16 protein-coding genes are annotated in these 16830 nt (G+C 59.5%); 9 read left to right on the plus strand and 7 right to left on the minus strand.

The window, feature by feature from the left end; translation table 11 throughout:
• Positions 1-86 precede the first annotated feature (86 nt).
• The 4 genes from C1725_RS14790 to C1725_RS14805 all read left to right on the plus strand — a co-directional run bounded on the left by C1725_RS14790 (position 87) and on the right by C1725_RS14805 (position 3026).
• Positions 87-296, plus strand: coding sequence for a hypothetical protein (locus C1725_RS14790; RefSeq protein WP_102412336.1), 210 nt, complete (start codon positions 87-89; stop codon positions 294-296).
• 113 nt (positions 297-409) lie between these two features.
• Entirely contained in the window at positions 410-1150 is a 741-nt protein-coding gene (locus C1725_RS14795; protein WP_102412337.1) for a F420-0--gamma-glutamyl ligase, read from the plus strand.
• An 83-nt stretch (positions 1151-1233) separates the two neighbouring features.
• Positions 1234-2127: an AEC family transporter gene (locus C1725_RS14800; RefSeq protein ID WP_102412338.1), complete on the plus strand. Its 894-nt coding sequence runs from the start codon at positions 1234-1236 to the stop codon at positions 2125-2127.
• 29 nt (positions 2128-2156) lie between these two features.
• A complete protein-coding gene (locus C1725_RS14805) occupies positions 2157-3026 on the plus strand; it encodes a metallophosphoesterase (RefSeq protein WP_102412339.1) in 870 nt (289 codons plus the stop codon).
• A 78-nt stretch (positions 3027-3104) separates the two neighbouring features.
• On the opposite strand, the gene C1725_RS14810 is transcribed toward C1725_RS14805, so the two are convergent.
• Together C1725_RS14810 and C1725_RS14815 are read right to left on the minus strand one after the other, a co-directional pair.
• Complete coding sequence (locus C1725_RS14810; protein ID WP_102412340.1) at positions 3105-4952, minus strand: histidine kinase; 1848 nt, start codon at positions 4950-4952, stop codon at positions 3105-3107.
• A complete protein-coding gene (locus C1725_RS14815; protein ID WP_102412341.1) occupies positions 4879-5619 on the minus strand; it encodes a response regulator in 741 nt (246 codons plus the stop codon). The genes C1725_RS14810 and C1725_RS14815 overlap by 74 nt, the downstream gene beginning before the upstream one ends.
• 206 nt (positions 5620-5825) lie before the next feature.
• Here C1725_RS14815 and C1725_RS14820 point away from each other — a divergent pair, with 206 nt between their 5' ends.
• The 4 genes from C1725_RS14820 to C1725_RS14835 all read left to right on the plus strand — a co-directional run bounded on the left by C1725_RS14820 (position 5826) and on the right by C1725_RS14835 (position 10117).
• Positions 5826-7115 carry an ABC transporter substrate-binding protein gene (locus C1725_RS14820; protein ID WP_346026702.1) on the plus strand — a complete coding sequence of 430 codons (1290 nt, stop codon included), beginning with the start codon at positions 5826-5828 and terminating at the stop codon, positions 7113-7115.
• 94 nt (positions 7116-7209) lie between these two features.
• Positions 7210-8112, plus strand: coding sequence for an ABC transporter permease subunit (locus C1725_RS14825; RefSeq protein ID WP_102412343.1), 903 nt, complete (start codon positions 7210-7212; stop codon positions 8110-8112).
• 1 nt (position 8113) lies between these two features.
• Entirely contained in the window at positions 8114-8971 is an 858-nt protein-coding gene (locus C1725_RS14830) for an ABC transporter permease subunit (protein ID WP_102412344.1), read from the plus strand.
• Between the two features lie 15 nt (positions 8972-8986).
• Positions 8987-10117 (plus strand): enolase C-terminal domain-like protein, encoded by a 1131-nt coding sequence (locus C1725_RS14835; protein WP_102412345.1) that lies wholly within the window; start codon positions 8987-8989, stop codon positions 10115-10117.
• A 119-nt stretch (positions 10118-10236) separates the two neighbouring features.
• On the opposite strand, the gene C1725_RS14840 is transcribed toward C1725_RS14835, so the two are convergent.
• Positions 10237-11457: a hypothetical protein gene (locus C1725_RS14840; RefSeq protein ID WP_102412346.1), complete on the minus strand. Its 1221-nt coding sequence runs from the start codon at positions 11455-11457 to the stop codon at positions 10237-10239.
• On the minus strand, positions 11450-11905 hold the full coding sequence (locus C1725_RS14845; protein ID WP_102412347.1) for a winged helix DNA-binding protein: 456 nt from the start codon (positions 11903-11905) through the stop codon (positions 11450-11452). The genes C1725_RS14840 and C1725_RS14845 overlap by 8 nt, the downstream gene beginning before the upstream one ends.
• Positions 11906-12069: 164 nt before the next feature.
• On the opposite strand from C1725_RS14845, the gene C1725_RS14850 reads away from it, so the two are divergent.
• Complete coding sequence (locus tag C1725_RS14850; protein WP_102412348.1) at positions 12070-12618, plus strand: hypothetical protein; 549 nt, start codon at positions 12070-12072, stop codon at positions 12616-12618.
• Between the two features lie 65 nt (positions 12619-12683).
• Here C1725_RS14850 and C1725_RS14855 read toward each other — a convergent pair whose 3' ends face one another.
• The 3 genes from C1725_RS14855 to C1725_RS14865 all read right to left on the minus strand — a co-directional run bounded on the left by C1725_RS14855 (position 12684) and on the right by C1725_RS14865 (position 16751).
• Positions 12684-15104 carry a M56 family metallopeptidase gene (locus C1725_RS14855; RefSeq protein WP_102412349.1) on the minus strand — a complete coding sequence of 807 codons (2421 nt, stop codon included), beginning with the start codon at positions 15102-15104 and terminating at the stop codon, positions 12684-12686.
• A gap of 8 nt (positions 15105-15112) precedes the next feature.
• Positions 15113-15490, minus strand: coding sequence for a BlaI/MecI/CopY family transcriptional regulator (locus C1725_RS14860; protein ID WP_102412350.1), 378 nt, complete (start codon positions 15488-15490; stop codon positions 15113-15115).
• Between the two features lie 148 nt (positions 15491-15638).
• On the minus strand, positions 15639-16751 hold the full coding sequence (locus C1725_RS14865) for an endonuclease/exonuclease/phosphatase family protein (protein ID WP_102412351.1): 1113 nt from the start codon (positions 16749-16751) through the stop codon (positions 15639-15641).
• Positions 16752-16830 lie beyond the last annotated feature (79 nt).

Genomic DNA, 16830 nt, shown 5'->3' on the forward strand with positions numbered 1-16830 from the left:
TCGCTCTTGAAATTCCCCCAAAATAATACTATTCTTAAGCCATTCCAATACACGATATAGTATCTTTCACAGGAGGAGACAACAGCATGAAGAGCAATGTATTGACCAAAAGAATTGACCAAACACGTCAAAAGATGGAGGACGCCTGCCTCAAAGGCGGCTGCGGCGCGGCGCTTGAGCTCAGCCAGCAGATGGGAACGCTGATCTATTACCACGCGCTCATCTCCACGGGACGATTCGGACGCCGGCGCCTGCATGCGCGCCGCCCGGCATGCCGCTTTTCGAGGGTGATCTGAGATTGACAATGCCTGTCCTTCTATAGTAAAATAAGCAAATCGATCCGATATTTTCCCTGTACGGGGGTATACTTGAAAACAGGATCGCAGTTTTTTCAAGGAGGACATGCCCTGTGGCCAGCGCATCAAAGAACGTGGATTCTCAGCGCCGCGAGGAAAACGGCGTCGTATATTTTGACCGCGGCATTCTAACCGGTCGGGACGGCAGGCGTTACCAGCGCTTCGCCATTCAGACGCACTTTGTGCAGCGTCGCGAGTCGCAGGCCGACCTCGTTCGCCGCTATGTTCTGCCGCTCTATCAGGAGGGGGACGTGCTGTCCTTCGGAGCGAAGGTCATGGCCATGTGCACGGACTCGGTCAAAACCAAGGCGGACGTGCACCCCGGCTTTGTCGCGCGCACGGCTTCCCGCTTCGCGGGCATCAACTCCACCGGTGTGGGCATGCACGAGCCCTACAAGCTTCAGCTCGTCATCGACATGTGCGGCCTGCCGCGCGTGCTGCTCGCCTCCGCCGTGTCGGCGGTCACGCGTCCCTTCGGCGTCAAGGGGCTGTTCTACAAGATCTGCGGCAACGGCGTGGCGGGCATCGACGGCTTTTATTTCCGCTCGTCTTTCGACGTGTACAAAGAAATGGCGCTCATCAACCCCGACCATCCGGTCGAGCTGTGCGACGCGCTTCAAGAGGAAACGGGCGTGCCGACCGTCCTGATGGACGCCAACGACATCGACCAAAATCAGCTGGGCAAGTCCCACGACTTCCCGCTGACGGACGACCAGATTCAGGACGCGCTCAAAGATAACCCCTCCGGGCAGGGCGACGAGCTCACGCCGCTCATCCTGATTCGTCCGCTTTGAATGAAGGAAAGCAGCCATGCGGCTGCTTTTCGTATGTATGACATCGAACGTACCTGAATAAGAAAAAAGAGGGTGTCTCCTCCATGAATGCTGCAAGTGAAGTTTTTACGCTCTTCGCCGTGGTGCTCGTCGGCTACTTCGTGACGCGCATCGGTTATTTCGACGACCGCACCATCCGCGGCGTCACCCAGCTCGTCGTCAATATCGCCCTGCCTGCGCTCACCATCGCCAAAATGCAGCGCGACTTCTCCATGGAAATTCTGACCGGATTTCTGATTGTGCTTGCCGCCTCGGCCGTGCTGATGCTGCTGTTCGTCGCGCTGGGGCTGCTGCTTTTCAGAAAACGCGAAAGCCGCCGCCGGGCGGTCATGACGCACCTGCTGACGTTTTCCAACTGCGGTTTCATGGGGTATCCGCTGCTCGTCGCGATCAATCCGGACTGGCTGATCTACGGCGTGGCCTACAACATTTCCTTCAACATTCTGTGCTGGACGGTCGGCGCCGCGATTTACCGCGGTCGCGAAAACATGAACCTGAAAAAGGCGCTGATCTCGCCCGTGGTCATCTCCTCCGTGCTCGGCTTTCTGCTGTTCGTCCTGCGCATCCGCATTCCCGCGCTGCCCCTCTCCGTGCTGGAGCTCGTCGGCGGCCTCACGACGCCGCTTTCGATGCTGCTCATCGGCACCCGGGTGGTGGGCCTGCGCCTTCGCGACTTCAAGGACCCGGATTATCACCTCGCGGCGTTTCTACGTCTCGTCGCGGCGCCGCTGCTGTCCCTTGCGCTCATGCGCCTTTGCCGCCTGCCGGAGCTGCCCGTCGTCGTCACCTATATCCTGATGGCGATGCCCGCCGCCTCGACCATCTCCATGCAGGCGGAGCTCTACGATGGAGACAGGCGCTTCTCCGCCAGTGGCGTCGCCTACACGACGCTTTGGGCGCTCGTAAGCATTCCGCTCATGCTGATGCTGGTCCTATAAAACCGGCATGAAGCCATTCAGGAGGTTTCATGAGAAAAAAGCGCGGCTGTCTTTCCCGGCTGATCCGAAAGCTCGTGCGTTTTTGCGTGGTGCTGCTCCTTCTGTGCTATCCGTTCATCGAACCGTATCTGCTCCGCGTCGAGCAGAAGACGCTTGCCTTCTCGGAGCTTCCACAGGGCTTTGACGGGCTGCGCGTGGCTTTCCTTTCGGACATCCACTATGGTCCGTTTTTTTCCGCAGACCGCCTGGACGCGCTCGTCTCGCGCGTGAACGCCCTGCGCCCGGACCTCGTCCTGCTGGGCGGCGACTACGCGAACGACTCGGACGGCGCCGTCGCCTTCTTTCAGATGCGGCCCGCTTTCTCCGCACGCCTTGGCGTATACGCCGTTCCGGGAAATCATGACCGCGTGATGCCCGAATCCAACCGGGATTTGCTCGAAGGCGCTATGAGCGCGGCCGGCATCGTGCCGCTCTTCAACCGCACGGTGCCGCTCACGCTCTCAAGCGGCGAAACGATCTACCTCTCCGGCATCGACGACTACGGCAACGGTCATCCCGACGCTGTTCAGGCCGCCCGCTCCGTCCGCCGGGACGACTTTCTCATCTTCCTCACCCACAACCCCGATGCCATTCCCTCCTTTCAGGAGATCCCGGCGCTGGACGGTTCGACGGATTGGGCGGATCTGATCCTCTGCGGGCACACGCACGGCGGGCAGGTTACGCTCTTCGGGCAAAAGGCGCTCTTTTCCGTTACTTCTTACGGCGAACGCTATCGCACAGGCTGGAAGGAGGAAAACGGGGCCCAGATTCTCATCTCCAACGGCGTAGGCACCTCCGTCGTCCCAATGCGCTTTTTCGCCCCGCCCCAAATTCATCTGCTCACGCTGACGCGGCAATAGACGCCAGGATGAATATAGAAAGCTCCCCATGCAGACCCCCGACTGCATGAGGAGCTTTTGTCATTCCGCCTTTTCTGCTCAAATCGTCAGGCAGGGGAAGCGCATGGAGAGGGTCGTGCCCTTATCGCTTTCGATTTGCATGCCGCAATCTTCCCCGAAGGTAAGGCAAAGCCGCTTGTTGCAGCTGTACAGCCCGATGTGTCCGTCGTCCGAATGCGAATGCAGCCGGGACTTAATCCGCGCAAGGCGCTCCGGGTCGATGCCCACGCCGTCATCGTGCATCGTAACCTCGATGAAATCGCCCTTCCTCTCCAACGTAATCGAGATGTGCAGCGTCTCCTTTGCGTTCCAGCTCATGCCGTGCATAATCGCATTTTCGATGAGCGGCTGAAAGAGGAGCTTTACGGTATAATACTTTTCCAGCTCCGGTTCATAGCGCCACGCGACCTTGAATCGATCCTTGTAGCGCATGTGCTGAATCTGCACGTATGCCTTGGAATTGCGAATCTCGTCTCCCAGGCTGGCCAGATCGTCGGAGGCGTCCAGGCTGTACTCCAGAATCTCGGTCATATCCTCGATCATCCGGCTGACGTCGTTAGGACCGCCGGTGAGCCCAAAGCTCATCCAGTAGATCGACTTGAGCGTATTGAAGAGGAAATGCGGATTGATCTGGGCGCGCAGGGCGTTCAGCTCCATTTCGCGCATATCCCGCTGCTTTTGCTCAAGCTGATAGCGCAGCCTGTTTCTCTCCGCGTAGTTGCGCACGATGCGCTCCGTCACCATGCCGTAGAAGTCCTCCTTCTGCGCCTGCGGCAAAGACAGGTCTACCTCATGGCGCTCCGCCGCCTCCAGGGTGCTTACGATGCGCAGGGCGTTGTCGCAGGATCTTTTCGCGTGTCTCCAGGCGAAGACCGCGCACAGAATCAGCGCAGGCAGCAGACTCAATGCGAGCAGCTCCACGATGTTCCGGGCGAAGGCGTGTATCTCCTCCAAGGGCGTCAGGGAGAGGTAGATCCAGTTATAGCGGTTGCCGGAGGGAAGGCGCGTGACGAAATAGGAAGCGTCCTTGACTCGATATTCCTTCAGGACATCGTCGCGGGCCGTGCATAGCTTTACCAGATCTTCGGCAGAAAACGAAACCGCGGGCTCGCTCTGCATGAGCACCTCGTCCTCCTCGTTCACCACGAGCAAAACCTGTGAACCGGACGTGCTCTGGCTTTTCAGCAGGTCGTCAAAGTAGTTCTGGTATAAATTCAGCACGATGACGCCCTCGCTCAGGTACAATCGCCTGTAGAGCGTGATAAAGCGCTGCGGCGCAGCCTCAAACCCGTAGTTTTTAAACTCGCGCCGTTCGGCAAAGTAGGTCTTCCCCTCCGCCCTCATCTGCTCATAGGTTTCAAGCCACGCCGCGTCCTCGTATTCGGACGCGAGGGTCGGTCCCGTCGCGCTGGACAAAAAGATGTTCTGCGAATTGGGTGTGTACACGTAAAGGGAATGAATGTAGTCGTGCGCCGCTACCGTGGGGATCATGTAGTGCTTGCAGATGCTCTTGAGCGAGCTCATGGCCTGCGCGTCGTTCAGCGAAAAGGCGCGCGCAAAGGTGCTCGTAATCTCCGTATTGACGCTGAACGTCAGGTTCAGCGCATCCAGCTCCTTGACCACAAAATTCATCTGGGCCTGTACATATTCCATATGCGCCCGATCCTCCGCCTCGGTTTTGGCCGTCATCTGGTGGCTGATCACGATAAAAACCATAGCGCCGAACAGCAGCACGGGAATCAGCGTGAAGCATAAAAGCCGCGCCAGCTCGTCGCGCAGCAGCCGCATGGCGATGCCCGGCATGGCGGGCAGGTCACAGAAGCTTCCGGTATTCCGCCGGTCCGACGCCGAAGTACTTTTTGAACGCCCGCGAAAAGTTCTTTTCATTGCTGTAGCCCACCGCCTCGCTGATCTGGATCATGGACTGGCTGGGGATGCGCAGCAATTCCACCGCACGCCGCATCCTTTCCTGAATGATGAAGCTGATGAAATTGATCCCCGCCTTTTCCTTAAAGAGCCGGCTCAGGTAGATGGGACTGTAATTCACGTAATCCGCCGTGGATTGCAGGGTAGCCGAGGCAATGTTCTCCCGAATATATCCCTTGATCCGGTCCAGCACCTCGCCGCTCATCTCCAGCGGCTCCAGGCTGGCGCGAATCTCCACGCCGCTTCGCCCATTCTTGAGGTTCTCGTGGATCGTCTCAAAGACCTGAACCAGCTCGTCGTACTTGGTTGATTTTACAATGTAGTTGGAAACGCCCAGCTCTATGGCCTTCTGCGCGTAATCGAAATCCCGAAAAGCGCTGAGAATCACCACATAGGCGTCCAGGTTTTCAAGGCGCATCTTCTCCAGCATTTGAAGCCCATCCATCACCGGCATGCGCACATCCGTCAAGATCACGTCCACCGGATGGAGGCGCACGTACTCCAGCGCCTGCAGGCCGTTTTCAAAGCAGGCCTGTAGGGAAAAACCCAGCTGTTCCCAGGGAAAAAAGCGGCTCAGCCCATTGCGAATCTGGTCATCGTCCTCCGCGAAGATCAGGCGATACAGCATGTCGCATCCCTCCCCTAATAGAGATGATTAAATCACAGATTCTAAAAAAATGAAACCGTTTTGTGAAAAGTCATTAAAAATTGAAACCCATATGAAAAAAAGATACGCAATGAGGTAAAGTTTTCAAGTTCCCCGTTGATTCGGCGCGTGTTATGCTGGCTTCAGCAAGTGCGAAGAGCACAAAAAACAGACAGGAGGGTTCCCACATGAAGCGTTTTTTGGCAATCCTGATGGCCGTAACCTTGGTTCTCACCTCTGGTATCGCGCTGGCCGAAAGGGACAGCGTGCAGCTCCGCTTTTCCTGGTGGGGCGGCGACGAGCGTCATGAGGCGACGCTGAACACCCTGAAGCTGTACGAGGCTTCCCATCCCGGGATCACGCTGGTCGGCGAGTACAGCGGCTTTGACGGTTACCTCGAAAAGCTGGTCACACAGCTGGCGGGCGGCACCGCGCCCGACATCATCCAGATCGACTATGCCTACCTGGAGACGCTCTGGAGCGTTCAGGATAACTTCGTAAACTTCCGCGACCAATCCGTCGTAGACATCAGCGGCATCTCCCAAGGCCTGCTGGAGGGCGTCACCTCCCCCAGCGGCGTGCTGATCGGGCTGCCCACAGGCCTCAACTTTTCCGTCATCTACGTGAACAAAGCCCTGGCCGACGCCGCAGGCATAGAGCTTGGGCACTGGACCTGGGACGACCTGTTTGATAACGCGAAAAAACTGCGCGCGCACAACCCCGACGCCTACCTCGCGATGGGCGGCACGAACCCGAACCGCTCCTTCTTTGAGCCCTACCTGCTGAACCTCAGCGGCGAAAAGCTGGTGAACGAAGACTACACGCTGGGTTTCACGGAGGAGCAAGCCGCTGAAACCTTCCGCTTTTTACAACGCTGCTACGCCGAAGGCGTGCTCTACCCCCTGGAAAATGAGGCCGTCGGCACGTATGGAAATTATCAGGCGTTTGACTGGCTCAACGGCAACGTACTCTGCCTGCCGGATTACTCCAGCGGCGAGGCGGCCGCAAAGGGCTCCATGGATGGCGTGGCCGCCATGCCCATGTGGGGCGACTGCGATGCCGCCAACACCGGCATCATGATGCGCCCCACCAACATGCTGGCCGTCAACGCCAAGTCCGCTAACGTGGAAGAGGCGCTTCGGTTCGTCGATTATTTCTTCAACGATTCGGAAGCGATCGACCCCCTCAAGCTGGTGCGTTCCATCCCCGCCACAGAGCTCGCCATCGCCCGCATGAACGAGCAGGGGCTCATCGATTCGGACACCATGGACGCCGCCACGTGGGCGGCTGAGCACAAGGGCGGCGCAGGGCAGAACATCATCTCCACCAACGAACAGCTCGAGCAGATCGAAAGCGATTTCATCAGCGCCGTCTATTACGGCGATTACACGCCGGAAGCCGCGGCCAAAGCCTTTGTGGAGGCCATGCAGAACTGCGTGGACGAGCTCAAAGCCACGGCGCAGAAGGACGCGAAGTAACCGCAGCGTCAGGGCCGACGGCAGCGCATGCGCCCGGCGGCCCTTCCTTTTTCTGTTTTCTTTCTGCCTTCATCGAAAGGAGGATGCGGCGTTCATGCTGAAAACCCTTCCGCGCAGACGCGCGCGCCGTGGATACGTCGGCCTCGCCTACATTGCGCCCTGGTTTCTGGGCCTGCTCATCTTCCAGGCCTATCCCTTTCTCTATTCGCTGGTCCTTTCCTTCACCAACAAGACGCTCTCCGACAACACCGGCTTTATCGGGCTTAGCAACTACGTCCGCCTCTTCACCCGCGACCGCGATTTCTACAAGGTCTGCGAGGTCACGTTCAAATACGTGCTCTTCGCCGTGCCGGGACGTGTGCTGTTCGCCCTGCTCATCGCGCTGCTGATGAACACCGATCACCGGGGCGTCAACCTCTTTCGCACGCTGTACTATCTGCCCTCCATCTTCGGCGGCAGCGTCGCCATCGCGGTCGTTTGGCGGCTGATGTTTCAAAATAACGGCGTCGTCAACGCGATGCTCGGTACGCTCGGCATGGAGCCCGTCAAGTGGTTGGGGCATCCCAAGGTGGCGCTGGGCACCATCACCATCATCCCCATCTGGCAGTTCGGCTCCTCGATGGTGCTGTTCCTGGCGGCGCTCAAAAACGTGCCGCAGGAGCTGTACGAAGCCGGGCGCATCGACGGGTGCAAACCGGTGGGCATGTTCCTTCGCATCACCTTGCCCATGATCTCCCCGATCCTGCTCTTCAACCTCATGATGCAGATGATCTCCTGCTTTCAGGAGTTTTCCATCGCCTTTGTCATGACCGGCGGCGGCCCCAACCGCGCCACCTATCTATACGGAATCAAGCTCTACAACGAGGCGTTCACCAACTTTAACATGGGCTACGCCAGCGCGCTCAGCTGGATCATGTTCGCGGCCATCATGGGCGTTACGCTGCTCATCCAGCTCAGCTCCCGCTACTGGGTCTTTTACAGCGATGGAGGGCAGTAAAATGACGACGACAAGAAGGATCCGCCGCGCCTGTAACACTACGCTCTATTATCTTGTGCTCGTTGCCCTAGGAATCGTCATGGTTTTTCCGCTTCTCTACATGCTGCTTGCTTCCTTTAAGACGAACGCCGAAATCTTCGGGCAGCCCCTGAAGCTGCTGCCGGACTCCTTTTCCCCGGACGGCTACGTGAACGGCTGGCGTGGCGTGGGAAACTATACGTTCGGCACCTATATGGCGAATTCTTTTCTGCTCACGCTCCCCTCGACCCTTCTGACCATCGCCTCCAGCCTGCTGGTCGCTTACGGATTTGCTCGCTTTGAGTTTCCGTGCAAGAAGCTGCTGTTCAGCGTGATGTACGGCCTCATGCTTCTGCCTGCCTCGGTGCTGATCATTCCCCGCTACCTGGTCTTTGCCAAGCTGAATTGGGTGGACACCTATCTTCCTTTCTGGATTCCCGCCGCCATGGCTACTTCCTCCTTCTTCATCTACATGTTCATCCAGTTCTTCCGCGGTCTTCCGCGGGAGCTGGACGAAGCGGCCATGATCGACGGCTGTTCCTCCTTCGGCATTCTAAGGCACATTCTCTTCCCGCTCTGCACCCCCGCCATCATCTCCGCGGCAATCTTTTCCTTCATCTGGACCTGGAACGACTTCATGTCCCAGTTCATCTACATCTCGTCTGTGCCCAAGTACACCGCCGCGCTCGGCCTGCGCATGAGCATCGAGGGAACGGCCAACATCAACTGGGCCAACGTGCTGGCGATGTCCATCGTTTCCATCATCCCCAGCATGCTGGTGTACCTCTTCCTGCAAAAATACTTCGTCGAGGGCATCGCCACGAGCGGCCTGAAGGGTTGAAAAGGAGTGAATATCTTGAACGAACAGGAACGGAAAACGCTGTCACAGCATCGTATCGCGGAGATCCGCTTCAAAGAATTTCGCGCCCGTTATCCCCGCCTTCACGGAAAAAACGCCGTCAAAACCTATCACGGTTTCGGCGGCAGCGTGCGCGTGGCGCAGCTCGTCACCGATCAGGGCGCAACCGGTTGGGGGGCCCTGTGCGGCGGCCTGTCTGCGGCCCAAAGCGCGCTTGCGTTGGCGACCGGCCGCAGGGTCGGCGATCTCTTCGCGCCGGAGTCCGGCATCCTGGATGACCGCCTCTTCCCTTTCGACATCGCCCTGCACGACCTGGCGGGCGTCATCCTGAACGTCTCCGTCGCCCGCATGATAAACCCGGCTGCCGCGCCCTTCGCGCGAATTTACGACGGGGCGATCTACATGAACGACATCGTTCCGGAGGAAAAGCCGCAGGGCATCGACGCCATTTTGAGGGACTGCGCGGAGGATTGGGCGCTCGGCCACCGCATGTTCAAAATCAAGATCGGCCGCGGCCATCGCTGGATGGAGCACGACGCCGGCATGGAACGGGACGTGGAAATCCTACGCAGGGTTCATGCCCAATACCCGGGCGCCTCGCTCATGGTGGACGCCAACAACGGCTACAGCGTGGAGGACGCGCTGCTCTTCCTGCGCCGCATCGAGGGCATTCCGCTGTACTGGTTTGAGGAGCCCTTTGCGGAGGACGAAAAAAACGACGCCGTCCTTCACCGTTTCCTCGATCAAAACCGCCCGGGCACGCTGATTGCCGACGGCGAATCGGAGCCAGACATCCCGCAGCTGCTTCACTTGGCGTCGCAGGGGCTGGTAGACGTGCTGCAGCCCGACGTGTGCGGGTTCGGCTTTACGGCCTGGCGGCGGCTGATGCCGCAGATCGTCGCGAACGGATACCTCGCCTCGCCCCACGCCTGGGGAGACGTCGTCAAGACGTATTACTGCGCTCACCTTGCGGCTGCCTATCCGCATCACATTCCCTGCGTGGAGGCCGTTCTCGGTTGCTCCGAGGGCGTAGACGACTCCGCCTATTCTCTTTCGGAAAGCATGTTGACCGTGCCCGACAGGCCCGGCTTTGGCATGGAGCTGATCTGGGCGTCGGAAATCTGCTGACAATCCATCTGCCGGTTCCGGGGCGGGGCTAAGCCCCCGCTTTTTGCGCTTTCCTAAACGAAAAAAGGAGCGTTGCCGGACAATGCCGGCCGCCCCATGCGCCATCGCGCCGTTTCCCATTACGTCAGATGAAAGATCACCGTGCCGTAGACGTTAAAGCAGATGCCAAGGATCATGACTGCTCCCTCGAGAAAGCGAATCGGCTTGTCTCGCCGGAGCATGAGCAGGCCCAGCATGGGCAGAAGATCGATCAGGTAGCGGGTGCCGAACTGCCAGGCGCCGAACGACTTATGCAGCAGGAACAGGAAGAAGTGCGCACAAGCCGTGCCCACGAGCAGCCAATCCTCCGCGTGCATCGAGCGGCAGCGCGCACCCTCGATTGCCCGGAACGCGGCGATCAGGTACAAGGGGTTCGCGAGGTAAAACGCAAACCCGTATCCGTGCGGAAAGTTCAGCTGATTTTGCAGCATGTAGGGCAGGCGCAGGATGTTCTTGACGTTCTTGCCCACGTAAGCGAGCGAAAACTGTCCGTCCTTGGCCTCCACGAACTCCGGCAGGTAATTGTGCCCGAACTCGAAGATGTCGTCAAAGCGAACGTAGTTATAGCAGCCGTAGGCGGCGGCGATCAGGGCAGGCGCCGCGACGTAGGGTGCCATGTGCAAAAGCGTATCCCATACGCTCCCCATGCGCTCGCGCCTGACCGACCGGTAGAGCCAAAGCAGGATAAAGGGCACGTACACCGCCTGAAAAGGCCGGCAGCCGACCGCGCAGGCGATGCAGATGGGCGATGCATAGCGCCAGGCGCGCGTATCCGCGACCGTTCCGTACGCCGCGAGCATCGTCAGGAAAAACGACATGCCCTGTGCGATGTTCCAAACGCCGCCATAGAGCGATACCTCCAACAGGTTGCAGCCGCTTACCCAAAAGGCAGCGATGAAAGCCGCCTCCGGCGCGGGGCGCTTCAGCCTGCGCGCGATGCAATACCCCACCGCGTACGACCCCAGAAACAGGCAGAAGTTTACGAGCATGCTGGGGGTGTTCGCGCCGAAGAGAAACGTCAGCAGCAGCATCGGCACCGTCGGGAACGGCGGAAAGCTGACGTAGATGCCGCCGTCGTAATAGGCGAGCTCCAGCCAGTCGTAATCCTCCGCGAGGGCGATGTGCCCTTCCCGCCAGCGCATCGCCTGCAGGGTATAGGAGTCGTGCACGCTGTGCTCCAGAAGGTTCAGCGAAAGGCCGTTTGCCATAAAGAAGTAAACCGCCGCGACGAACAGCAGCCCCCAGCCGAACGCCCGCCGCGCTGCCGCGTCCTTCCCCCGACGCGGCGCCGCCTCAAGCATCGCCATCCTCCCAGCTTTCAAAGAAGTGCGTGAGCTGTTCCAGGGCGCTCGTAAGCGTCTCCTGCTCCTCGTCGGACAATTCCTTCATTACCCGCTCTACCATCAGGCGGTGAAACCGCGCGTGGTGTTCGTTCGCGCGAATCGCCTTTTCCGTCATCTCCACGCGCACGACGCGCCGGTCGGTAGAGGCGCGCTCCGTGGTCAGGTAGCCCTTGCGGCAGAGCGTCTGCACGGAGACGGTCAGCGTGCCGGTCGTCACCTTCAGACGCTGGGCGATCGCGGACATGTTGTTTTCCTCGCCCGCGTTGCCGACGGCCTCCAGCACGTGCATCTCCTTCACCGAGAGATCCTTAAAGTCCCCCGTACAAAGCGCGCGTTCTTCGATCATCAGGATGTCGTTAAACAGGCGCACGAGCACGTGGTTGAGCGCCTGCACTGTCTTTTCCATGCGTTTTCCCCTTTCAACCGAATTGCTTTGTATAACATACCATTCCCGGCCTGGCTTGTCAAGGCGCGCGGGTATTGACGCGCGCGCTTCAATTTGCTATGATGAAGCGGTATATATACGTTCTTATCCCATACATAGGATCGGATGCAGAAAGGGCTGTCGTCATGAAAAAAGACTGGGTTCGCACGCTGCTAACGGACTGCATTACCCGCCGCAGTCCCATCGAAATTCTGCGCAAAAAGCTGGACGTCCCCCCGCTGTGCTGCGTTCCGCTGCTGATGAGCGAAAAGCTGGTGCTCGTCGTCCCCTACGTCGACTTTCAGCCGGACGGCTATGAGGTCATCCGTCTGCGCGACATTTCCAGCATCCGCGCGGACGAGCGCGCCGCGTTTCACGGGCACATCATGATGAGCGAGGGCGTGCTGGAATCCCTTTGCCTTCCGCCCGTGTCGCTGGAGAGCTTCAGCGCCCTCCTGACCGACCTGTTCGCGCAGGGCGAGCCGGTCATCGTCTCCGGCAAGGAAGACCTGCTGCTGGGCACCATCGAAAAGGCGGGCAAGAAGAAGCTGCAGGTGCGCTACATCGACGGCATGGGCCGGGTGGACGAGGATCTAACCCGCCTGCCCTACGACGACATCACCTCCGTCGCGTTCGGCAACCGCTACTTGAAGCTCGTCGTGCAGTACGCGGAGGGCGCTCCGGAAGAGGAATAAGCTGCTTTCAGCCAAACGAAAAAACGAGGGAATCCCGAAGAGGGGTTCCCTCGCCTTGTGTTCACTCAGCCATTGACCGGCACCTGCGCCTCCTTGGCGCGCCGCGCTTCCTCGCTCAGGTATTCATAGGAGACGAGGCAGCCGCTCGCAGCCTCAATTTGAACGCTTGCACCCGTTCCGTCCGCATAGACGACGTCGAAGAAGAGGATGCCGCTGCCGTAGTCCCCGTTGCGCACGATGCGTTCCACTTCGCCCGTTTTCAGATAAGGCGCCGAAAGATATGTTTTCACGATTTCCATCCAGTGGAGATCATCTGGGTTCACCGCCTGCCAATAGGCCGACGTCAGGCAGCCCAAGATCGGGTTGCTTTCATTGAAATTCACGTAGAAGTTTCCCCACCACCTCAGCTTTTTCACCTTTCCGCTATACAGGTCCAGGGTTATCGAGTATCCACTCCAGCTCCCCCCTTCGGGCCGCTGTGACTCCAAATCCACCAACCATTCCGTCGCGTTCTCGTAATCGAGCTCCTGGCAATCCTCACGGTCGTTCAATGGGCCGCGTGATACGCGCATGCCCGAAAAGCCATAATCCTCCTGAATCAGTTCCAGCGCCTGCTCCGCCGTGATGCTGCCTTCCGGCAGCGGATTCGGAGCGCCCCGCAACTGCATCTCGTTTTCCCATGCTGCCCTGTATGCCGCGATGCGCTGGCCGCGAACGTCGCACATGGCAAGAAACTCTTCATCGCTGACCGCGCGATCCTCCGGATAATGATAGACCGTCTCGCCCCCGCCGTTATAGCCCAGGATGTACACGCCGTCGACCGGCTTACTCGTGAGCCCGTTTGCGGGCCGAAAGCTCGAATCGCTCTCGTAGCGCGCCTCGATCTCCGCATAGCGAAGGTTTTCCTTTCGCGTCAGCGGTCGATTGGGGTACACCTCTCCGCCTGCGTTCTCCGTAAGCGTCCATTCATCCACATACGGCATCAGCAGCGCGCAGGCGTCGTCCAGCTCGATGAGCTGAAGCAGTTCTTCGTCCGTCAGTTCCCGCTGCGGCATTCTCACAAACGGCAACACGGCGCTCTCGCGATAGTAATCGTCGTATTGAAGCACGCCGCGCTCGTCGCGATTGACCGAGGCCACGTAAGCCTCCGCCGTCGTGGAAAGGGAGAGCGCGTCGCTCGGCCCGCCTACCGGGATGGGGGTCTGGGCCCGAAGGTCGTATTTGTCGTAGAAGTAGCACAGGTCGTTCAGCCGTTTTACCTCGTTGGGCGTCAAGACCCGCGTGGTCATCTCCGGCCGCGTCAGAGAAGCTTTGACGTACCCCGTCTGCAGGGTATACGGATCGCCCACCCACTCCGGACGTTCATGGAGCGTCCAAACCGCATGTGTGTCCACGGCGTCCGCCGCTTCACCCTGCGCGCCGGAAACCGCCGGCGCCGCCTCAGGCGCGACTGCCAGCACGCCGCCCGAGAGCAGCGTCAGCGAAAGTGCCAGCGCGACGAGCGCCCCGCCCTGCCGCTTTTTCGAGCGATCGAACATCGAATAAAACCGTTTTTTCATATCCTTTCTCCCTTCATAGAAGTAGGTAGAAAGCGCGACGTGCCGCCTGCGTTGACGCTGAACGACGCCCAAAATCGTCTCCCCATAGCGCTTGCGCTGCGACAGCTCCGCATTGGCCAACACGAGGGCGTCGCAGGACATCTCACAGTCCGCCGCGATGGCGCGCGCCATCCGGTACACAAGCGGATTGAACCAATGGACGCACAGCGCGCAGAGCACCAGCGCCTTATACCACAAATCCCGGCGTTTATAGTGCGTCAACTCATGGCGCACGATGAACGAAAGTTCCTCGTCGGAAAGCTCGAGCTCCGGCAAAAGCAGCATCGGCCGCAGGAGCCCCGCTACCATCGGGCTGCTCACGCATGCGCAGCGCACGGTGCGCACCGTTCCCCGCAGTCTCAGCCGCTCTCCCTCCCGCAGCACCGTCGTCACCTGCCGCGCGGCCGGCGGCTGCGCCCAGCGGCGTATCATGCGAAAGAAGCGCATGTGCCGCACGCTCTGCACTGCAGCAGCCGCCGCAAATCCAATGAGCCAGACGATGCCCGCCAGCGTCAGTGGATCCGGCATCTGCAGGCGAAAGCGCGGCGCGAGCGTGTCTTCGGCGACACTTTCCGTCCGTGGTTCCCGCCACGCCGTTACCTTTTGATCGGTCGGCCTCCGCACAGTCTCGCCCACGACGCGCTCGCCCGGGACCGAATCTTGCCGCACGGGCACGATCACCGCACGCGTCTGCGGCGCGCTTACCGTCACCGCCGCGCGCGGCAGCGTCGGCCGGTACGGAATCAGCAGCCCTAGAACGACCAACAGCCAGGCCGCGTACCGCCCCGCAGGCGCGACGCGCCGCTCCAGCCAGGGGCGCGCGACCAGTAGCGTCAGGATGACAGCCGACATGCCAAGGCTGGTCCGCAAAAGCCCTGTAAACCACATCAAATGCCTCACCTCTTATTGTCCACGTCATTCAGCCAGGCCTTCAGTTCGTCGATGTCCGCGTCCGTCATCTGATGCCCCTCGTACAGCGTGCTTACCAGGCTACGGAAGGAGCCCTTGTGAAACTTCTCCATAAAGCTGCCCGATTCAAAGGCCACATACGCTTCCTGCGTCACAAGCGGGGTGTAGATGCGTTCCTTGCCCATGCGCTCGCTTTTTAAAAAGCCTCGCTCGATCAGGCGGGTCAACAGCGTCAACACGGTCTGCGGCTTCCAACTGTTGTGCAAATGTGAAATAATCTGGTTCGTCGAAATCGGTGTGGGATTCTGCCAAACGATCTGCATCAGTTCAAACTCGGCATCCGGCAGCCTGCGCATGTCCGTCATAAAGGATACCTCCATTCATTCTACATTTGTCGTTTTTCTGTTTATATTCTACATCCGTAGAACGTAATTGTCAACCCAATATTCTACGTTTGTAGAATATTTAAAAAAGAAATGGACCGCAGGTGCTCTGCGGTCCATCTTCGCTCCGTTACGGCTTCAGCGTAAAGCGGAGCAGTACGGGGTTATGGTCGCTGTAGGCGAAGTCCGTGTCGATGTTTTCCGCCGTTGCCTCGACATTCGCCGAGACGAGGAAGCCGTCAACGACCGTCACGAAGTTGACGCCCTTTTCATACGGAATTTCCGCAGCCCGGCAGGTGGGTACCTCCAGCTGGTTCTCCGCCTTCTGAATGCGGATTCCCTCCGGCAGGTCCCGCTCGTCCAGAATGGCGACCCAGGCCGGGAACTCCTGCTGGGACTCAAACGCCTCGGCCGCCTCGGTGCCCAGGGCATGGTTGAAGTCTCCGCCGACGATGACGTAGTTTCCTTTCGCGTATTCATCCGACATCATCCCGGCGAGCATGTCCATCTGCTGCTGACGGTACACGCCGCCCTCGTCGTAGGCGGACATGTGGCTGTTGATCAGCACGAGCTCGCCGCCGCCCTCGACAGGAAGACGGTTCACGGCAAAGCAGCGGTCCAGGTCGAAGAACTTGTCCGGGAACGCCTCCGAGATCGGATAGCTCCGGCGCACGCTCTCGTCGATCCGGTAGCGGCTGAGCACGCCCAAGCCCGCCGTCGTCGCCCCATGCGGGTCGTGAAAGGGATACGCCAGAAAGGGCGTATGGAAGTTCACCGCGAACACGCTGCCGTACCCAGGCAGCGTCTTTCGCAGGTTCTCCCACTGATTCAGGTGATAGCTGCGATCCGCGTCCAGATCGACCTCCTGCAGAAGCACGAAGTCCGGCGAGAGCGCGGCGATCGTCTCCGCCGCGCCGCGCGTATGCTGCGCGACCGATTCAGCGCTGATCGCCTTGCCGTAGCGTCCGCTGACAGCCTCGCCGCTCTTCATCACACCCGTATCCATGAAAAAGCTGTAATCCGGCCCGTACGCGCCAAAGCCGATGTTGTACGTCGCCGCCGTGTACTCCCTGCCGGGCTCGAGCGCCGCCTCCTGCGGGTTTTCGACCGTGAGCTTCTCCCCATCCGGGATGCGGTTGTACTGCACGGCCACGTAGCCCACATAGAGACCAACGGCCGCCCCCAGGACGAGCACGGCGAGCACAAGCCCCCATAAAATCCTCTTGACCATGCGGCCTTTCATAATCCGCACCCCTTTCGCTTTCCTATCGTCCCCCAAAGCTTACCACATACCGGGCCAAAGCGCAATGCGCATAAGGGCG

The organism is Beduinella massiliensis, assembly GCF_900199405.1.
Classification (GTDB): Bacteria; Bacillota; Clostridia; order Christensenellales; family Aristaeellaceae; genus Beduinella; species Beduinella massiliensis.